Below are 19,000 nucleotides of genomic sequence, written 5' to 3'. Positions count from 1 at the left end.
AGCCGCCATCCTTCTTTCCAATGACTTATGGAAGCGGATCGGCGGATTTGACGACCGGTTTGCCCCTGCCTATTGTGAGGATTCTGACCTTGCCTTTGAGGTGCGTAAGGCGGGCCTGCGGGTAGTTTACCAGCCTTTATCCAAGGTCATACATTTTGAGGGCATTTCCAACGGAACGGATGTGGGCGGCTCAGGCCTTAAGCGGTACCAGGTGGAAAATGGCCGTAAGTTAAGGGAAAAGTGGGCAGCTGAATTCAAACTGCAGAGTGAAAATGACGGGAATCCCGATGTATTTAGGGCCAGGGAAAGAAGCCAGGGCAAAGACATCATTCTGGTGGTGGATCATTATGTTCCCACCTATGACCGGGATGCCGGTTCTAAGACTACCTTCCAGTACTTAAAGATGTTTTTGGAAAAGGGCTACGTTGTAAAGTTCCTGGGAGATAATTTCCTTCATGAGGAACCTTATTCCACCGCTTTGCAGCAGATGGGAGTTGAGATCCTTTACGGCAAGGAATTCCAGGTGAAAATCTGGAACTGGTTAAAGGAGCATGGAGACGATATCAAGGTAGCTTATTTGAACCGTCCTCACATTGCTGCCAAGTATATAGATTTTATCAAGGATAAAACAAACATTAAGATGATCTATTATGGGCATGACCTTCACTTCTTAAGGGAAGGCCGGGAGTATGAGCTGACCGGAGATCCTAAGAAAAGGGAGTCCTCTGAATACTGGAGGTCCGTGGAGCTTCGCCTGATGAGAAAGGCTGCGGTATCCTATTATCCATCCTATGTGGAACGGGAGGCCATTCATGAGATAGAGCCGGCCATCCATGTGAAAGCCATTGTGGCCTATGTTTATGAAAAGTTCTTAAACCACATTCCTGATAACTTTGAAAAAAGGGAGGGACTCTTGTTTGTAGGAGGATTTGCCCATCCGCCTAACGCAGATGCAGTTTTGTGGTTTGCACAGGAAATATTCCCTCTGATCCGGGAACAGCTTCCTATCGATTTCTATATCGTAGGTTCCAAGGTGACGGATGAGATCAAGGCTTTGGAGCAGCCGGGCAGCGGAATCATTGTAAAGGGATTCGTATCAGAAGAGGAACTGACAAGACTCTATTCAAGCTGCCGGGTAGTCGTGGTGCCTTTGCGTTACGGCGCAGGAGTTAAGGGAAAAGTCATCGAAGCCTTATATAACGGCGCTCCGGTGGTTACTACTTCCATCGGTGCAGAGGGAATCCCGGAGGCAGAAAAGGTCATGGTTGTGAGAGATGAGCCGGCTGCCTTTGCAGGGGAGGTTATTTCCCTGTATCAGGATACTAAACGATGCAAACAGATGTGCATGGAAACCCAGAATTATATCCGCAGCTATCACAGTATAGATGCTGCCTGGAACGTAATCGGAGAAGACTTTTAAACGGCAAACAGGTAAACCCGTCCCGGTATGACCGGGCGCGGTGCCGTGCCGTTTTAAGCCTTTGGCTATGCAGGACGGCAGATCGCAAGATGTACTTGAATGAAGAGAAAGGAACTATGGAGAAAGTGAGGGGAAAGGAAGAGGATCGCATGGAAGAGAAAAAAAGAGACCGGCTTCTGTTCTGGGATATTTTAAAGGGGATCGGAATCGTATCCATTGTGTTTGGTCATTCACAGAACCTGGGGATTGCCATTCGGACGGTGTATTATTACCATCTGGCCATATTCTTTTTCATCTCAGGATACTTGTATAATGAAGAGCGTTACGGGGATGTCCCCTTTGACTTTTTTGCAAGGCGGTTAAAGAATATGTGGGTGCCATATTTCTGTTATGGAGGCCTGTTCGTTTTAATACATAACCTGCTTTCAAAGTACCTGCTTTTTCTATCCGATGCACACTACGGCAAAAAGGAGATGATCCTTGCCATGGCAAATACCGTGTTCCTGCGATGCCCGGAAGGCCCGTCAGGAGCAATGTGGTTCGTGCCTCTTATGCTGGGGGCAGGAACAGGCTTTTCGGTCATTCTATGGTTCTGCAGGAACTATCTTCCGGATTCTTTCCGGCCATGGGCAGCAGCGGCTCTCTGCGCTGGAGCAGGGCTATTTGGTGCAGCCCTCATCCGGAGGGAGATTTTCTTAAACTACCATCTTCAGACAGCCCTATTGGTGATTCCGGTTTACTATGGCGGATATGCTGTGCGGACATGGAAGATTTCCATAGAAAGATATGTAACATGGTATGGTGCTGCTTTGTGCGCAGGACTTTTCTATTATTTCCTGATGTTTACAGAGGAAAGTGTGGAGCTGTCTGCTAATCAGATACCGGGAGGGATCAACTTTTATATCATTTCTGCAGCCGGTATTTATCTTTGCTGCTATGCAGCCAGGTGTTTGCAGAAGGTTCCGATCGCAGGGAAGACTGCGGCATTGCTTGGAAAATATTCCTTTGATATCATGGCTCTTCATTTTCTGGCATTTAAGGTCTGCGACTGGATTTATGCCCAGATGATACTGGAGCCAGCAGAAAATCAGGGAGGTTTCCCCCACTCCTATCCGGAACTTCATGTTCTGTATCTTGTTCTGGGAATTGTCCTTCCGATCTTATTTGCAATTGGGGCAAGAAAGGTCATCCATGGTCTGGGAGGCATGCTTCGGACCCGGACAGGGAATCTGGGGAAATGATCTTTCTGGATTGTTCGAAAGGATGTATGATATACTATCCACGAAAGCAATGAGCGGTGTGAAATAAGGCTGGGGAAGATTATCTTTGTACTTGTACATAATATAAAATCTCATGGCCTATTTCATAGGGCGAATGCCGAAAGTACGTGTAACCGCAGGTTTTATTCGCTTCACTGCGGACTTATGTTATAATGACCATAAGAAAAATATCAGGAGGGTACAGTTATGCAGGCAGTTTTACTGGCAGGCGGTCTTGGCACACGGCTCCGTTCCGTAGTAAGCGACAGGCCAAAGCCAATGGCACTGATCGGAGACAAGCCATTTATGGAATATGTAGTATTGGAACTGGTCCGTCATGGAGTGACAGAAATTATTTTTGCTGTAGGTTATAAGGGCTCGATGGTAGAAGAATATTTTAAAGACGGATCCCAATGGGGGATCCGGGTTTCTTATGCTTATGAAGAAGAGCTGTTAGGAACCGCAGGAGCCATTAAAAATGCAGGATCTCAAATACATTCAGACCGATTCTTAGTACTAAATGCTGATACCTTTTACCGGATTGATTACAACAAGCTTATGGAACTTGGCAAAGAACGGGATTTAGACATGGCCCTGGTACTCCGGGAAGTGCCTGATGTGTCCCGTTACGGACAGGCTGTCATAAAAGACGGCTGGCTTACGGCTTTTAATGAGAAGACTGAGGAACAACGCCGGGGAACCATAAACGGCGGCATTTATTTACTCAGGCGTGATCTGCTTGATGAGATACCCGAAGGAAAGGTGTCCCTGGAACAGGCAATGATTCCAAAGTGGCTCTCAGAAGGGAAAAAGCTGGGCGGCTTTGTAAGCAGCGGGTATTTCATTGATATAGGAATTCCGGAGGATTATTACCGGTTTGCAGAAGATGTAGGGAAAGGAGAAGTGAACTTATGGTAATCAGAGGACGTGCTCCCCTGAGGGTGAGCTTTGGCGGAGGAGGAACCGATGTAGCTCCCTTCTGTGTGGAGCAGGGAGGGGCCATCATCGGCAGCACCATCAATAAGTATGCATACTGCTCAATCGTACCAAGGGATGATGATCAGATCATCGTTCATTCCCTGGACTTTGATATGACAGTCAAGTACAACACGAATGAAAATTATGTATATGACGGGCGTCTGGATCTGGTAACGGCGGCGTTAAAGGCAATGGATATCAAACAGGGCTGTGAGGTGTATTTACAGTGCGATGCTCCTCCCGGATCAGGTCTTGGCACTTCCTCCACCGTTATGGTGGCCTTATTAACGGCCATGGCCAAATGGAAAGGCGTGGAAATGGACAGCTATGCAATGGCAGACTTAGCCTATCAGGTGGAGAGAGAGGATCTAAAGATCGATGGCGGCTACCAGGACCAGTATGCTGCTACCTTTGGAGGCTTTAACTTCATCGAGTTCCACGGCCGCAACAATGTGGTGGTTAACCCTCTCCGCATAAAAAAAGAGATTATCCATGAGCTGCAGTACAATCTGCTTCTTTGCTATACAGGAAACATCCATGTATCCGCCAACATCATAAAAGACCAGGTGAAAAACTACGAAAAGAAGGATCCATTCGATGCGATGTGTGAGGTAAAGGCACTTTCTTATGCCATGAAGGATGAACTATTAAAAGGAAACCTTTACAGCTTTGGAAAGCTTCTGGATTACGGCTGGAAGAGCAAGAAGCGCATGAGCAGCAAGATCTCTACTCCCCATATTGACGAGCTTTATGAGGAGGCATTAAAGGCTGGCGCTCTGGGCGGAAAGCTTTTAGGAGCCGGCGGAGGCGGATTCCTTCTGGTGTACTGTCCCTATAACGTCCGCCATAAGGTGGCTGCGCGTATGGAAGCAGCCGGAGGACAGCTTACGGACTGGAACTTTGAACTTCGGGGCGCTCAGGCGTGGGTCACAGACGAAAAACGCTGGGACTACCAGGAGGTACGGGTAGCTATACCAGGAGGCGAATATCATTTTCAAGTGTAGGCATAAAAAAGTCTTAATGCAGACTTTTGCGCCGGAGCACGGCTGCTTCGGTAATCCTATTACATTTATGGGCCGCACGCATTTTATTGCAGCACCTGTCAGTTAAAAAGAGCGGAAAAAGGAGGGGGAAACCATGGACAGGATCGTATTTTTAGACCGGGATGGAACCATCAACGAAGAAGTAGAATACCTGCACCGGCCTAAGGACCTGGTGATCCTTCCAGGAGTGCCGGAAGCCTTAAGGCGGCTTAGAGAGCAGGGATTTAAGCTTGTGGTGGTCACCAACCAGGCCGGAGTGGCAAGGGGATATTACGGGGAAGAGGATGTGAAAGCTCTCCATGAATATTTAAACAGCCTTCTTTCAAAAGAAGGAGCCCAAATAGACCGCTTTTATTACTGCCCCCACCATCCGGTTCATGGGATCGGAAAATACCGGGTGGAATGCCACTGCCGGAAGCCAGAAACAGGAATGTTTGAAATGGCAGAGACAAGCTTTCAGGTGGACAAGTCCCATTCTTATATGATCGGAGATAAGCTTCTGGATACAGAAGCAGGAAAAAGATATGGAGTGAACACAGTTTTAGTAGGGACCGGATATGGAAAAGAATTATACGGCAATCTGACCCAGTCAGAGAAAAGGAATTCTTTTGACTTCTATGCCCCTGCCATGAAAGAAGCTGCAGACTGGATACTGAACAGAGAAGGAGTGTGAGAAACATGGAACCTATGAACTATTTAGAAGAGCTGATCGAACGTTACCCTGTGCTGGTTGGCGTAAAGCCTCAGATCATGGAAGCTTATGAGATCCTGGAATCATGTTATGAAAACGGTGGAAAGCTGCTGATCGCAGGAAACGGCGGTAGCTGTGCGGATGCAGAGCATATTGTAGGAGAATTGATGAAGGGTTTTGTAAAACGCCGTCCCGTTTCAGAAGGTTTTGCCGCAAAGCTCTTAGAGGCAGACCAAGCGCTTGGTAAGGAACTGGGAGAAAAGCTTCAGGGAGGTCTTCCTGCGATTGCCTTAACCGGCCATCCCGGTCTTTCCACAGCATTTTTAAACGATGTGGACGGAGAACTGATCTACGCCCAGCAGACCTATGGATACGGAAAGAAGGGGGATGTGCTTTTAGGAATATCCACCTCCGGTAATGCGAAGAATGTCATGTATGCCGTAACAGCAGCAAAGGCTATTGGCATGAAAACCATCGGCCTTTCCGGGAAAGACGGAGGGCTTTTAAAGATGGCGGCGGATGTGACGGTAGTGGTTCCGGAAACAGAGACATTTAAAATTCAGGAACTCCACCTTCCGGTTTACCATGCCCTCTGCCTGATGTTAGAGGAACGATTCTTTTAAGCGTAATTAAAATAAGAAAGGGGCTAAAGATGAAAGATAAAAAGTGGATAACTGAGTGGAAGGAAGAGATCATCGCAGCCGCGCTTTTGCTGGGATTTGCTTTTTTCATAAACAGGGGGATAGCGATAAAAGGGCTTTATATGGATGATTTATACCTTTGGTCCTGCTACGGAGAGCAGTCTTTCCGTGAATTTGTATTCCCTCTGGGAAGCACCCGGTTCCGTTTTGTCTATTATCTGGCTGCCTGGCTGGAACTGATGGTCTTCGGAAACCACATCAGCTGGTTTGTTCCTTTTAATATCCTCTTAAACAGCTGTATCGCCTATACGGTTTACCGGTTTGGAAAGCGTTTGTCAGGTAGACGGATCATTGGCTTTTTGTGCGGGATTTTATACTTGCTCTCCCGGATGTCTTACTACCAGATCAGCCAGGTATACGGCCTGATGGAAAGCATAGCGCTGTGGGCAGCTATCGGCATTTTCTACTGCCTCTACCGTTATCTCTCTGATGAAGAGGAGAGAAGGTGGCTTGTACCGGCTGCAACGGCAATGTATTTCTCTGTCTGCTTCATTCATGAACGATACATGGTGCTTCTGCCACTATTTTATGCTGCGTTTCTCATGAAAAAGGAGAGGAGCCTAAAGCCGTGGCTGAGCATTACCGGAGCGTTCCTTGTGGTTCAGGCGATCCGATTTCTTACCATTGGAAGTATTTCACCGGCAGGGACAGGGGGAACGGATGTGGCGGATACCTTCCATCTTTCGGAAACCATCCGGTATGCCTTAAGCCAGGTGCTTTACTTATTTGGGATCAATGCAGGCCCTGATCATTTAAATGGACTTAGCTGGGGAAGATCGCCTTACTGGGTACATGTTCTTGTGGTGTTTGCAGACTTCCTTCTCTTTATTATGATCGTGATTTTTCTTGTAACCGTTATACGGGAGCGGAAGCAGTTTAAAAAACGCCTCCCTGTGATCTTCTTGTTTCTTTTATTCATCGCCCTGTGCATCGGCTCTTCCAGTGTCACCATCCGGGTGGAGACCCGGTGGATCTATGTTTCCATGACGGCGGCGTGGTTGTTTGTTGCCTATATGTGCGGTGTGGTAAAGCGTGTCAGGCCTCTTTTGTACTGCGGTCTGTTTCTGCTTTACGGCATTCTCATGCTTCCGGTAGAAAGTTTTTACCGGGGCAAATACGAGAATCTTTATTACTGGTCCTCACAGCTGCGGTACAATTCCCTTGCAGAAGAGACTTTCGGGAAATATAAGGATGAGATATTCGGAAAGAAAATTTACATCATCGGCAATTCCTACGAGATGAGTGATTTTACTGCCAGGACCTTTTTCAAAACCTTTGATAAGGAACGGCTGGCAGAGGGAACCGAAGTCACTTTTATTGAATCCATCCATGATGTCGGCCTGTTGACTCCAAACATGCTGATACTGAGGGAAGATCCGGCCCATAACGCATTTCAGGATGTAACGGAATTTGTCCGGAACTTAAAATTTGAGCCGGTCTATGGCTGTTATGAGGACGGTTGGCTGGATGAAAGCGCCAAAGTCCGGATCATGGCAGGGAAAGAAGGCAAGATCGGTTTTAAATTCTATTATCCCGGCGTTATTACCGGTCTGGAACAGATTACCGTGACCATAAATGGAACAGAAAGCCAGGTCATTCCCATCACTTCCAATACGGTAACAGCTGAAATTGACACGACTGCCTTTCAGGTTACGGAGCTGACTTTTGAAAGCAACTTTTACTACGAAAATGCATCGGAGCAAAGAGGAGAAAAGCACCTCTCCGTCGTTGCTTCCATAACCGCAAATTAAGGGCATAGGAGAAACGTATGAATAAAAAGTATCTGTATGGCCTGTTTCCCCTTTTGGGGACTGTTTTTGGCCTCTGGTATATCTTTACGGCAACCTGTGACGGAATCTATAGCGATTACGTCCGCCTTGTGAACAGCTATCTGCCTGACGTATGGAATCCGGCTAAGTTCTTTGTGCCGGATGTCCTGACCAGGATTCCGGTCAATTATCTGGGAAGGCTCCTTAATGTCTCACTTTTCGGATACAACACCATGTTTGACCGGGTGTTAGGCGTCCTGGCCCTTGGTCTTTCCGGCCTGGCTCTGGGAAGCTACTGCAGCCGCAGGAAGGTTTCTCCTGGCTGGTTCGGGGCTTTGATGATCGTACTTTTCAGCCTTAATAAGTGGGAAATGCTGACCAATGGAAGCGGTTGGGCCCATTTCCTGTCTTTTGCCTGCTTTTATTACCATTATGAGGTGATGGACCGGGTATGGAGCGGACAGGAAAAGAAAAATGACAGAATAAAACTCCTGCTTCTTCCATTTTTTACAACGCTTCTGGTGGCAGGCCCCTACTGTGCAATCTATTCGGTGACGGTAATGATAGCCTGCGGTTTCATGTTCCTGTTAAAAAAGGGCGATTCGAGAAAGGGCTGGGGGTTAAACGGCCTCTGTGCGCTGATTCCTCTTCTCCTTTATTTGTGGAGCAATGCCTATGCGGTGGAAGACCATGCGGCTCCGGCAACCGTGCCTCTCCTTGTCCAGTTGAGAGATACGCCCGGTTTTTTTGTTCGTTTTTTCATAAAGTCTTTTTCCTCCATGGTCATAGAAGGGGAGCAGGCTGAGCACATCTTTCGGAACAATACACCGTTTATGATCCTTGGTTTTCTGGTTATCCTGCTGTATCTGTTTGCGCTATGGCTAAATCTGCGGTACCGCCTGTATGAGAAGACGGTCCTGCCTGCCATTCTCATTATATCGGGTGGACTGAACCACGTTCTCATCCTTTTGTCCAGGTGGATATTCCTTCAGGAAAATTACGGTTTAAGCTCAAGATATGCCCTTCAGTTCCAGTCCGGGATCCTTGGAATCCTGCTGACCTTTGCCTTATTATCGAAGCAGTGGAAAAGTACGGGTAAGACTTTCCTTAGGATCACTGCCTGCGGGGCCTGTGTGATGTTTCTGGCAGGAAACTGCTACACCACATATACAGAGATAAAAAAGGCCCCTGACCGCAGAAACAGCTTTGAAGGAATGGCTGTGTTAGCATTAAGCTTTGAAACAGTCACGGATGATGAACTGCGGGCCGGTTTTGAATACAGGACCGGCCGGCCTGACAGCGGGGCCAAGGTGCGGAGTGCGCTTACGATATTAAAGGAAAACGGATACAGTGTATTCCGAAATGATTTAAAACGGTAACTGATCCGGTAGTACCATCAGTATACAAAATGACAGACGGGGGTTTTTTATGGGTCGATTGCAGAAACATAAATATGGAGTCCTGCTGTTTATGTTTTTTTCAGCGGCAGGGATCCTGTATTCTCTGAATCAGATTTTAAACCAGGAAGTTTTCCAGTGGATCATGAACCAGAGGGAATATAAGACCATGATGGCAGAGACGGCAGAGCTGTTTGCTGCCTTCTGTTTATCAGGGTTTTTATTCCCTAAGATCAGGCAGAAACTTGTGGCGGCGGTCCTTATTACTGCCGTCTTTTTGTGGGCGCATGTGGCCTTTGTTCCAGTGCTTGTATCTGGTGTTTATCTGGCGTATATCCTGTTTTTTGGACGTTTTCTCCGGGTATCCTTGTGGAGACTTCCAAAGGATGACGGTCTGGCTTCTGACTTTCTCACCGGTGCTGTCTTTCTCATAGTTATATTTTGCTTAATGTCAGCTGCTGGCATTGGTTCCATCGGTCACCTGACCGTGTTTGTCTTTATCAGCGGTGGATTCCTGCTTCTTTTCGGAAGGTCCTGTCTGGGAGGCGAAGGGAATGGGTCTGGTTTGGCTTTCAGCGGCAAAGAGATTTTTTTACTGGCATTTCTCCTGACCATGGTGTGCCTCCAGGCGGGGCGGCTAAACATCGCCGTGGATTACGACAGCCTGTGGTATGGGGTCAGGTCCCGGTATATCCTGGACAATGGACATGGAATTTATGAAAATCTGGGAACCATTGGGATCGTTTACACCTACTCCAAGGGCTTTGAGGTTTTAACCCTGCCCCTGTCCCGACTTCCCTCCTATAGCTTTGTGACCTCGATCAATCTGTGGCTTTCCCTGGGAGTCCTTTTTATGGGTTACAAAATCGGACGATTTTATATGAAACGGGAGCAGGCGGTCTTTTTAGCGGCCCTGCTGTCAGGAGTTCCGGGCATTATGAATATGGCAGTCACAGCCAAAAGCGATATCATTACGCTGCTTGTCCAGGAGATCATGTTGTATTACCTGCTATGCTATATAAAGGCGGGGCAAAAGTCCTGGCGTTATCTGGCTTACGGCACAGCGGCCTTTTTTCTAAGCCTGACATTAAAACCAACAGCTTTGATCTTTTCCACCGCTGTCTTTGGAATGGGATTTTTATATCTCTTAGGGAAGTTTATGCTTCCCAGATTCGGAGCGGAAGGGGGAAATATCGGTGGGTTGGCAGTTGTGGCAGGCGCACTTTTGGCTTTAGGGGGAATCTGGGCAAGGACTCAGGTATTAACAGGTCTTCCTCTTACCTCGGTATTCTCCTCCCTGCTTACAAGGATAGGATTTCATTTGAAATATCCGTTCATGGTTAACGCCATACCCAATTCCGGCGCCGGCATGTCCCTAAAGGAAAGGACTGTGCACCTGGCAAACCGGCTTCATGGATTTTTCTTTTGCCCTGTAGGAGAGGATATGGATCATGTAATCCTCGCCTGGGGTGGATTTCTGCTGTACTTTCTTCTCTTATTGTGGATTGTAAGCTGTTTTTACGGCAAGAATGTGGATAGAGGAAAAAAGTCTCAGCTTTCCGTTTGCCTAAAAGTCATCTATGTACCATTTTTGGTGGTCAATCTTATCAGTTTAGGTATGCTGACCCAGGTTGACGGAAATTATTTCATGCTGTTCTATGTACTCACGGCGGTCTATGTCTTAAATACAGCAGTGGAAACAGGGGAAAAGACTGTATGGCGGGGAGGCGTAGGAGCCGGAGTCTGGGTGCTTATGTTTGCTGTATTTTTTACAGCCATGACCAGCTGGAATTGGAGCCTTGGCTTTACACCTGTGTTATTTCATCATAAAGGCTATTACAACCATCAGGAAGCCGCCAGACAGGACATGGTATCAAAGGGAAATGGAGAAATATGGGATATCCTTTCTGCCGACCCGGAAACCCGCCTCATTGCCATCGGAGATCATCCGGATGTACTGGCATTCCCCTGCAACGTTCAGTCCTATGATGACATAACAGGGGTGTGGGGAAATGTGACCCTGGTAAAGAAAATGGATTATTTCGTGGAATTTATGGATTATGCAAAATCAGATTATGTTTATGTCCAGGCAGGCTATACGGGAGAAGAGAACCGTTCCTATACCCTGGTCAGGGATTTGATCGAATGTGGGAAACTCATACCTGTATGCTATGACAACGGAAACCTTTTAGCTGCGGTGGAGGTGAACGGGGATTTCAGCGAGAAATCAGCACGGGCATTGACAGAATTTGAACAATGTTATATAAAAAAGAAAGCAAATGATAATCAATAGCATATCCACTTGATTCATTAGGAGGCACATATGGGAAAAACAATATCGGTCGTGGTATCATGCTACAACGAGGAATTGGCTCTTGACCAGTTCTATCAGGAAACGGCCAGAATTTTAAATAAACTTAACTGGGACTATGAACTGATTTTCGTCAATGACGGAAGTCAGGATGGCACTATGAAGATTCTGGACGGCTTGTCCAGGAAGGATAAAAAGGTAAAGGTCATCAGCTTTTCCAGAAACTTCGGACATGAGGCAGCTATGATTGCCGGTTTGGATTACAGCAGCGGAGATGGGATCGTCTGCATGGATGCGGATTTACAGCATCCTCCCCAGTATTTGCCGGAGATCGTCAGGAAGCTTGAGGATGGCTATGATGTCATCAATATGGTGCGAACGAAAAATGAGTCTGCAGGGTGGTTTAAAAATTTCGCCTCCTCTGCCTTTTACCATTTGATCAACATACTTTCCGATGTGAAATTTGAACCAAATGCTTCTGACTTTTTTGTAATATCCAGGCGGGCTGGTGATGTACTCCGGGATAATTACAGGGAAAAGGTACGTTTCCTGCGGGGATATGTGCAAAACATCGGATTTAACCGGACCACCATTGAATATGAGGCAGGAGTCAGGGTAGCAGGAGAAAGCAAATACAGCATTAAAAAGCTGATGGCCTTTTCACTGAATACCATCATGTGTTTTTCTAATCTGCCTCTTAAGCTTGGGATTTATGCCGGGTGCGGTGCAGGCATTCTGGGAATTGTCATGATGATTTACACCATTTGGAGCTGGGCAAGGGTAGGAACGCCAAACGGATATGCTACCACCATTGTGCTGATCTGCTTTATGTTTTCGGTGCTGTTTCTGATTGTGGGGATCATTGGTAATTACATTGCTATTTTATTTGCGGAGCTAAAGGACAGGCCTATTTATATTGTTGGAGAGACGAAGAATTTTTCGGAGTAGATAGAGATTCCGAGTCTCGTTTGAGCGTTAGTCTTGACGTTTTGCTATAAAGGGTATATGCTAATAATAGCTAAAGTTGATTAGGTGCATGTTTTCACCGAAAGATTGAACCCCCAGAGACGGCTATCTCTGGGGGTTCTTTTTGGCTAACTGTTGTTTTGTCTCGGTCTAGCCATTTGCGTATGTAGCAGCTACTTACATTCGCCATGACCGAAACAATTAAGTTGATTAGATATTGCATGTTTTCACCTCCCTTCCGCTGGAAGGTTTCAACAGCATATTTTTTATTTTTAGAATGTCAAAGAATACTAGCGGAATTTGTCTGAAAAATGAAAATTATTATGACAAACCTATGATCGGGTGTCCCTGGGCGGTCATGTTAATAATGAACTGTCGGTCTGAAAATAAGAAATGCGCATTGAATCAGGCTTATAAAGCCGTTTTTCAAAGCGCATTCTCTTGTTTATAGAGTTCTATATAGCTATTTCTTTGCATGAGTCGTCATTGCGGATTTATATTGCAGCAGACCCATATGCAGTTTATTAATGTATTCCAGGACCGATTTCCTTTGTCTCGTTGGTGGCAGAATCGGTAGGAGCCGTTTCTGTCCCCGTTTGACCAGCCTGGCCGGCCTGGCTTTCTGTAGTACTATTTCCCTCTGTCTGCTCGGTGGCTGCCTGCGGAGTCACAGTACATACGCCGTTAGCATCAGCGGTATAGGAAACTCCATCAAGTACAAAAGTAGCAGAGGCAGCCATCTTTCCGTCAGCTGGATTTAAGTAATACTGCTGTCCGCCTACCTGTGTCATACCGGTTGCCATGGCGCCGCTTCCGCCAAAGTAATACCAATATCCATCGACCTGTCTCCAGCCTACGGTCATCTTACCGGAAGAAGCGCTTAAATAGTACTTAGCTCCCCGTTCCTCAAGCCATCCGGACTGCATTTTTCCATCATTTCCAATGTAGTACCAGCTTCCGTCAGGATTGATCCAGCCTGTAGTCATGGCTCCGTTCTGGTTAAAGAAATACCAGCTGTTATCAATGAACTGCCATCCGGTTGAGACTGCACCGTTTCCTGCCAGATAGTACTTGGAGGAGCCATCGGTATGCCAACCCGTTGCCATAGAACCGTCGTTATTTAAGTAATACCGGGCGCCGTTGTTATCCAGCCATCCGGTGGACATCACACCGCTTTCCTGTAAGAAGTACCACTTGTTGTTTAAGTTCTTCCATCCGGTAGCCATTTGGCCGGAAGAAGGATCCAGGTAGTAATACTGGCCGTTTAATTCCTGCCATCCGGTGGTCATGATACCATCGGAACCAAGGTAATACCGTGACCCGTTGTCAGTAAGCCATCCGGTGTTCATGGTGCCGCTTTGATTGAAGAAATACCATTTGTCGGAAAGCTGCTTCCAACCGGTGTTCATCCGTCCGGAAGTTTCGTCAAGATAATAACGCAGCCCATCCTTATCAAACCATCCGGTGGCAGTCAGTCCTTCTTCGTTCATATAGAACCAACCGGAGCCATCGTTGACCCAGGTGTTCTTCTGGATCGAATAATTCTGGTAGTAATAGGTCTTTCCACCAATGGTCCTCCACATATTTCCCGGAAGCTTTGGAGTTAAGTCCTTATAGAGAAAGTCAATGTCAACGTTTCCGTTGATCCCGTTAATCGAGCCGGTGCTGGTGACCTGCCACATGATCGGGTTGGAATAAACGTGTTTTGCTTCATAACGGGCAACCCATACGTCATAATGCATATTGGATAAATCGATTTTATTTGATAACCAGTAATCATTGGCATACACAATGGGATAATATCCGGCATCTGCAATTCGCTGGCAGAATGCATTGATTATCTCACTCACCTGTGCCGGCGGAAGGGTACCAAGGGTGGCACTGTCTTCTGCGTCAAAAGCGATGGGAAAGGAGATTGGATAATCCTTTACCAGGCTGAGGACAAAATCTGCTTCCTCTCTGGCCATATCTGGAGTGGTAGCCAGAGAATAAATGTAAGCACCGACTTTCAGACCTGCCGCTGATGCACCCTGTACATTGGTATGGAAATAAGGATCAACAATACCCTTGGATCTGGTTCCCAGCATGACAAAGCTTACATCATCTGCTGCTACAGCCGCCCAGTTTACGTTTCCCTGCCATCTGGAAACGTCGATTCCTCTGGCAATTACCTGTTCAATCACCGTACCGTTTGCAAGCTGATAATAGCCATTGACCTTTTCATAGCCTGCTGCCCAGGAATTCATGGCCGGACCAAACCCCGCAGACATTCCCATAATGGCACATAATGCTGCTGCTGCAAACCGTATGCCTAATTTCTTGTGTCTCAATGTGATACCTCCTTATCATTCGAGTACTATGTAACGCTGCACGCTTTTTTGCTTCCGGAATGAAAACATAGGCGCACAAAAACAGAAGAAACTTACTTCGCAAGTTTCCAGGTAATCACGGCGGCACCATGCAAACTTATTTTTATTTGTCCGGTCCCTTATCCGTGTAAATAAAAGGGGTATCCGCGCCGAGGTGCAGATACCCACACAGATACTAATTCCTATGAGATCAGCCGGGGCCTGACGTAAGCCCTGGTGATAGCTGATATACGCCATTGCTTGAAGAATTGGATGAACCGCCAGGAGTATCGTTAGAAGAGCTTCCCGGTGCTCCGCTTAAGGTATTGCCGTTGGAAGAGGAACTTCCTCCCGGTCCGCCGGAGCCTGATGGAGTCGAGGTAGACCCGCCTGGCGTATTGGAGGTGCCTGTTGATGAGCCACCGGGGGTGTTTCCACCAGTTGACCCGGAAGGAGAACCAGAAGCATTACCCTGGTAAGCTCCGTTGGATCCAAAGGTGTAACTTGTTCCGTCAATGGTAAGGGTAGTGTTTGCCGCCATCTTACCGGTAGATGGATCAAGATAATAATAAACACCGGAAAGCTGTACCCATCCGGTCATCATATGCCCGGAATCATTAAAATAATAATAGGAACCGTCAATCTGTAACCAGCCGTGGGCCATCTTTCCGCTGCTGGTATCCATGTAATACTTGTTGGTTCCGTCACTGAGCCAGCCGGTCATCATCCGTCCCAGAACAGACTTGGCATCCACATTTAAATAGTAGTAGGCATTATCAATCTGTTTCCATCCGGTGACCATCTTGCCGTCAGAGCCGAAGTAAAACCAATCGCTTCCAATCTGCCCCCATCCAATGGTGCATTTTCCGTTTTCTTTGAAATAATACCAGCCGCCGTCCATTTCACGCCAACCGGCGGACATGGATCCATCGCCCTTCATATAGTAGTAGTCATTGCCTATTTTTAACCAGCCCTTAACAAGGACGCCTGTATCATCCATTAGGTAATAGTATTTACCGCCGTCCTGTATCCACTTGGTAGCCATGGCTCCATTGGAATGAAAATAGTACCAGTTACCGTTGATCTGCTTCCATCCAGTAGCCATAAAGCCTGTGGAGAGGTCAAGAAAATAAAAGGTCCCGTCGGATGTCTTTACCCAGCCTTTATGGGTGGAACCATCCTGGTCTATGTACTTCCACTGGGTGCCTTCTGAAACCCAGCCGGTAGCCCCCCAGGCTGTACCTGCCGGTATCAGAGTAGAGGTTCCTACAAGCCCTGCGATTAGCAGTGCTGTCATTTTCTTTCTGTATTGCATACCGTCCTTCCTCCTGTCTAGCCGTTTTATTCATATGCTATAGTCCGCAGTGCAGCGAGTAAAACCTGCGGTTTTACTCGCTCACGGGCTTTCGCCCTATGAAATAAGACGGATAAAGATTTTCTTATGTGCGGGGCACAACGAAAATCTTTATCCGTCTTATTTCGCACTGCTCATCGCTTTCGTGAACATTATACCACAGTACTGACAGGAATACCTAAACATTTTATTACGATTTGCGGACAATTTCCAAAAATCTCATTTTTTGGAGATTTTGGAGCATTTTTTGTAATAGTTTTTTGCATACCGATACATGATTATGGTATATTCGCCAAATTCATCTCCTAAGGCTGCCTTATAAACTGCCCATAGGCTCCACAGAAAACCGCCAAGAGCGATATAAGCGTAAATGGTGTAGCGCTCTTCTTCAGATGGTTCTCGTTCCAGGTAGATCCTTATGAGGTTATCTGCTTCTTCTTCATTATAATAAGAGTAGATCGCACTCATGCTGATATCTATAAGGGGATCACACATTCCGGAATATTCCCAGTCAATTAAACGTACGTTACCGTCGGGCATCATTAAAAAGTTATCGACCACTGTATCAATATGGGAAAGGACTTTCTCATGCTTTAAGTTGTCCAACTGGTCTAATAGCTCAGTCATCTGCCTGCGGACAGCGGCGTAATCGTCAAACGGGATACCACCGTGGGCCTTGCAAAGCTTTTCGTAGAAATCGATCCGTTCGCGAATGTCAAAGGAATGGTCCACCTTAAGTCCGGATTTGTGGAGCCTTCGGACAACCGCCATGCAGCGTTCCATTTCTTCCAGGCTGGAAGGATTGGCATTATGAGTGCCTTCATAAAATTCCGCAATTTTATATCCGGTTTCCCCATTAAAGTAAATGACATTTTCTGTGATATCCAGTCCGCTTAAGGCGTTATAAACTGATTTTTCCTGCTGACGGTTGATCAGAAGCTCTGTTCCGGCTCCCGGGATGCGGCAGATATAATGGCGGTCCTTAATTTTAAATAGGAAGGATTTGTTTGTCATGCCTGATTTTAAGCACCGTATTTCTGTGATTTCTGACTCCGGTACCTGAAATACGGTCGATACTAATTCCATTGCTTCATTATCAGAATGGTGCTGGTACTTCAAATCAAAACGGCGAAGCTCTTCCAGGTTCTCAAATTCATATACTTCATCAGCCGGCCTTCGGTTGACAAACAGATCAATGTCCTGCTTTGCTTCCGGAATATGAGGAAGCCTCTTGGCAGCTTCTCCTGACAGCATTTCCATATAAACATTTTCCCAGTAAAATTGCTCGGTTCCGGGAAGGTTGTAATAATGTTCCAGTACGGTTAAAAATTGTTCTGAGAATAATTTTGAGAAAAAAACCGGTCCATACATTACCCATTTGTCCTGGCCGCCAACGGATACATTTAAAATGCGTCCCTTCTTATTATAATCAAGGCACCATTCAGAGGTCTCTCCTTCCATATATGATGCAGAGTACCATGCGCCGCTTTCATAAGCATGATACATATTGTGGCGCATCCAGTTATCGGAAGAAAGAACATACATATTTCTGCCTCGGAGGAGTTTGCGGGCGTGATAAATGGTGGTTAAAGTGTTTTTCTGAGAATACTCGGGGTTATATAAAAGCTTAACCTGATATTTGTCTATAAGGTATTCAAATTTTTCCTTTAAATATCCTACCACAATGGTGATGTCCTTAATTCCTGCTTCATGTAGCTGGCGGATCTGCCGTTCGATCATTCGCTCTCCGAACACTTCCAGCAGGCCTTTGGGGGTCTCGAAAGTTAAGGGAACGAAACGGGAGCCGAAGCCGGCGGCAATGATGACGGCGCCGTCCACTTTATTTTCATTTAGAAGGGCTTGGCCGGCTGGGAGTAATTCGTATAGATCATTGCCGTTTCCAATCTCGATGTAATTTTTTTCTATGCATTCCTTTATTAAGTTATTAACGGTTCCCAGGGAAACGCTAAGCTCCTTTGATAAATCTCTCTGTGTGACTGCCGGGTTTTCCAGAATGGAACGGCAGATGATGACGTTACGATCCATAGTCGTGTGACCTCCGTATTGTTTATAAATTAGTATATTGGCGTAGGGTGTTCAGAAAATGATATTATTATAGATATATGAACATTATACCATTGAAATGGCAAATTGCAATAGGAATTGGGATTGGAATGGGATTGCAATTGGATCGTGAAGGATTACGATTGGATTGTGAAAGCATATTGTATTTGGAGATTGCGATAGAAGATTGTCGGTTTGGCTTGGGCTAAGATGCTTGAGAATTAATTATGAATTGATTATGAATTGATTTTGATATGTGGTTTTATCTTGTACAGTTTTATCTATGACGAATTAGAATTGTTGCATTTAAAAGGAAAAAAGGTGATATTTTGATTGAGTCGTGCGGGTTATTCGTGCACCACGTAGCCCTGTTTTCTGCTTCTGATACGTCACCTATAATAAGGTTTATGAAGAAAAGCAGGAGAATAAGTCTTCAAAAGCAGGATTGTACTAATAAAAAAACAATCCTGCCAAGAAAAAACATTTTCGTAATGATTATGTAAGAAAATGAACAGAGAAATGTTATAGCATTTTCCAAAAAAATGTATTATACTATACCATGTGATGGAGGAATTGATAGCTTCTGCCGGAAATGTAAATATTTTTTTGTTTTTGCAAAAAATGCAAAAAAAGTAAAAAAGGTATTGATAATTTCCAATATTAGAAGTATAATTACCTCGTAATGCAATTAGGAATTTC

At 46.0% G+C, this 19,000-nt stretch carries 13 protein-coding genes; 10 read left to right on the top strand and 3 right to left on the bottom strand.

The window, feature by feature from the left end:
* The 10 genes from RT269_RS26140 to RT269_RS26095 all read left to right on the top strand — a co-directional run.
* Positions 1 to 1,420, top strand: a 1,420-nt coding sequence (locus RT269_RS26140) for a glycosyltransferase (protein ID WP_313187072.1), incomplete at its 5' end; no start/stop codon positions are given.
* 116 nt (positions 1,421 to 1,536) lie between these two features.
* Complete coding sequence (locus tag RT269_RS26135; protein ID WP_313187070.1) at positions 1,537 to 2,661, top strand: acyltransferase family protein; 1,125 nt, start codon at positions 1,537 to 1,539, stop codon at positions 2,659 to 2,661.
* A 225-nt stretch (positions 2,662 to 2,886) separates the two neighbouring features.
* Complete coding sequence (locus RT269_RS26130; protein WP_313187068.1) at positions 2,887 to 3,597, top strand: nucleotidyltransferase family protein; 711 nt, start codon at positions 2,887 to 2,889, stop codon at positions 3,595 to 3,597.
* On the top strand, positions 3,591 to 4,661 hold the full coding sequence (locus RT269_RS26125) for a GHMP family kinase ATP-binding protein (protein WP_025230036.1): 1,071 nt from the start codon (positions 3,591 to 3,593) through the stop codon (positions 4,659 to 4,661). The genes RT269_RS26130 and RT269_RS26125 overlap by 7 nt, the downstream gene beginning before the upstream one ends.
* A 133-nt stretch (positions 4,662 to 4,794) precedes the next feature.
* On the top strand, positions 4,795 to 5,373 hold the full coding sequence (locus tag RT269_RS26120) for a D-glycero-alpha-D-manno-heptose-1,7-bisphosphate 7-phosphatase (RefSeq protein ID WP_313187065.1): 579 nt from the start codon (positions 4,795 to 4,797) through the stop codon (positions 5,371 to 5,373).
* 5 nt (positions 5,374 to 5,378) lie between these two features.
* The gene (locus RT269_RS26115; protein ID WP_313187063.1) at positions 5,379 to 6,014 is read left to right on the top strand and encodes a D-sedoheptulose-7-phosphate isomerase; all 636 of its coding nucleotides are present in this window, start codon (positions 5,379 to 5,381) and stop codon (positions 6,012 to 6,014) included.
* 29 nt (positions 6,015 to 6,043) lie between these two features.
* The gene (locus RT269_RS26110) at positions 6,044 to 7,843 is read left to right on the top strand and encodes a hypothetical protein (RefSeq protein ID WP_313187062.1); all 1,800 of its coding nucleotides are present in this window, start codon (positions 6,044 to 6,046) and stop codon (positions 7,841 to 7,843) included.
* Between the two features lie 17 nt (positions 7,844 to 7,860).
* Entirely contained in the window at positions 7,861 to 9,240 is a 1,380-nt protein-coding gene (locus RT269_RS26105) for a hypothetical protein (RefSeq protein ID WP_313187060.1), read from the top strand.
* 49 nt (positions 9,241 to 9,289) lie between these two features.
* Positions 9,290 to 11,551, top strand: coding sequence for a sodium:solute symporter (locus RT269_RS26100; protein WP_313187058.1), 2,262 nt, complete (start codon positions 9,290 to 9,292; stop codon positions 11,549 to 11,551).
* A 30-nt stretch (positions 11,552 to 11,581) separates the two neighbouring features.
* The gene (locus RT269_RS26095; protein ID WP_313187057.1) at positions 11,582 to 12,517 is read left to right on the top strand and encodes a glycosyltransferase family 2 protein; all 936 of its coding nucleotides are present in this window, start codon (positions 11,582 to 11,584) and stop codon (positions 12,515 to 12,517) included.
* A 542-nt stretch (positions 12,518 to 13,059) separates the two neighbouring features.
* Here RT269_RS26095 and RT269_RS26090 read toward each other — a convergent pair.
* The 3 genes from RT269_RS26090 to RT269_RS26080 all read right to left on the bottom strand — a co-directional run bounded on the left by RT269_RS26090 (position 13,060) and on the right by RT269_RS26080 (position 18,283).
* Positions 13,060 to 14,811: a GH25 family lysozyme gene (locus RT269_RS26090; protein WP_442913839.1), complete on the bottom strand. Its 1,752-nt coding sequence runs from the start codon at positions 14,809 to 14,811 to the stop codon at positions 13,060 to 13,062.
* Between the two features lie 283 nt (positions 14,812 to 15,094).
* Positions 15,095 to 16,198 carry a cell wall-binding protein gene (locus tag RT269_RS26085; protein WP_313187053.1) on the bottom strand — a complete coding sequence of 368 codons (1,104 nt, stop codon included), beginning with the start codon at positions 16,196 to 16,198 and terminating at the stop codon, positions 15,095 to 15,097.
* A gap of 258 nt (positions 16,199 to 16,456) precedes the next feature.
* The gene (locus RT269_RS26080; RefSeq protein ID WP_313187051.1) at positions 16,457 to 18,283 is read right to left on the bottom strand and encodes a sugar phosphate nucleotidyltransferase; all 1,827 of its coding nucleotides are present in this window, start codon (positions 18,281 to 18,283) and stop codon (positions 16,457 to 16,459) included.
* Between the last annotated feature and the right edge of the window lie 717 nt (positions 18,284 to 19,000).

The sequence above is a fragment of the Lacrimispora sp. genome (assembly GCF_032078915.1).
Lineage (GTDB): Bacteria > Bacillota > Clostridia > Lachnospirales > Lachnospiraceae > Lacrimispora.
The sequence above is the reverse complement of the archived record's forward strand: the minus strand, read 5'-3'. Positions and strand labels throughout refer to the sequence as shown.

What these genes read in the sequence shown, in the direction of transcription:
- RT269_RS26105 (WP_313187060.1), top strand. Translation starts at nt 7,861, where the DNA reads ATGAATAAAAAGTATCTGTATGGCCTGTTTCCCCTTTTGGGGACTGTT.
- RT269_RS26100 (WP_313187058.1), top strand. Translation starts at nt 9,290, where the DNA reads ATGGGTCGATTGCAGAAACATAAATATGGAGTCCTGCTGTTTATGTTT.
- RT269_RS26090 (WP_442913839.1), bottom strand. Translation starts at nt 14,811, where the DNA reads ATGGGAATGTCTGCGGGGTTTGGTCCGGCCATGAATTCCTGGGCAGCA.
- RT269_RS26110 (WP_313187062.1), top strand. Translation starts at nt 6,044, where the DNA reads ATGAAAGATAAAAAGTGGATAACTGAGTGGAAGGAAGAGATCATCGCA.
- RT269_RS26120 (WP_313187065.1), top strand. Translation starts at nt 4,795, where the DNA reads ATGGACAGGATCGTATTTTTAGACCGGGATGGAACCATCAACGAAGAA.
- RT269_RS26130 (WP_313187068.1), top strand. Translation starts at nt 2,887, where the DNA reads ATGCAGGCAGTTTTACTGGCAGGCGGTCTTGGCACACGGCTCCGTTCC.
- RT269_RS26085 (WP_313187053.1), bottom strand. Translation starts at nt 16,198, where the DNA reads ATGCAATACAGAAAGAAAATGACAGCACTGCTAATCGCAGGGCTTGTA.
- RT269_RS26125 (WP_025230036.1), top strand. Translation starts at nt 3,591, where the DNA reads ATGGTAATCAGAGGACGTGCTCCCCTGAGGGTGAGCTTTGGCGGAGGA.
- RT269_RS26095 (WP_313187057.1), top strand. Translation starts at nt 11,582, where the DNA reads ATGGGAAAAACAATATCGGTCGTGGTATCATGCTACAACGAGGAATTG.
- RT269_RS26115 (WP_313187063.1), top strand. Translation starts at nt 5,379, where the DNA reads ATGGAACCTATGAACTATTTAGAAGAGCTGATCGAACGTTACCCTGTG.
- RT269_RS26080 (WP_313187051.1), bottom strand. Translation starts at nt 18,283, where the DNA reads ATGGATCGTAACGTCATCATCTGCCGTTCCATTCTGGAAAACCCGGCA.
- RT269_RS26135 (WP_313187070.1), top strand. Translation starts at nt 1,537, where the DNA reads ATGGAGAAAGTGAGGGGAAAGGAAGAGGATCGCATGGAAGAGAAAAAA.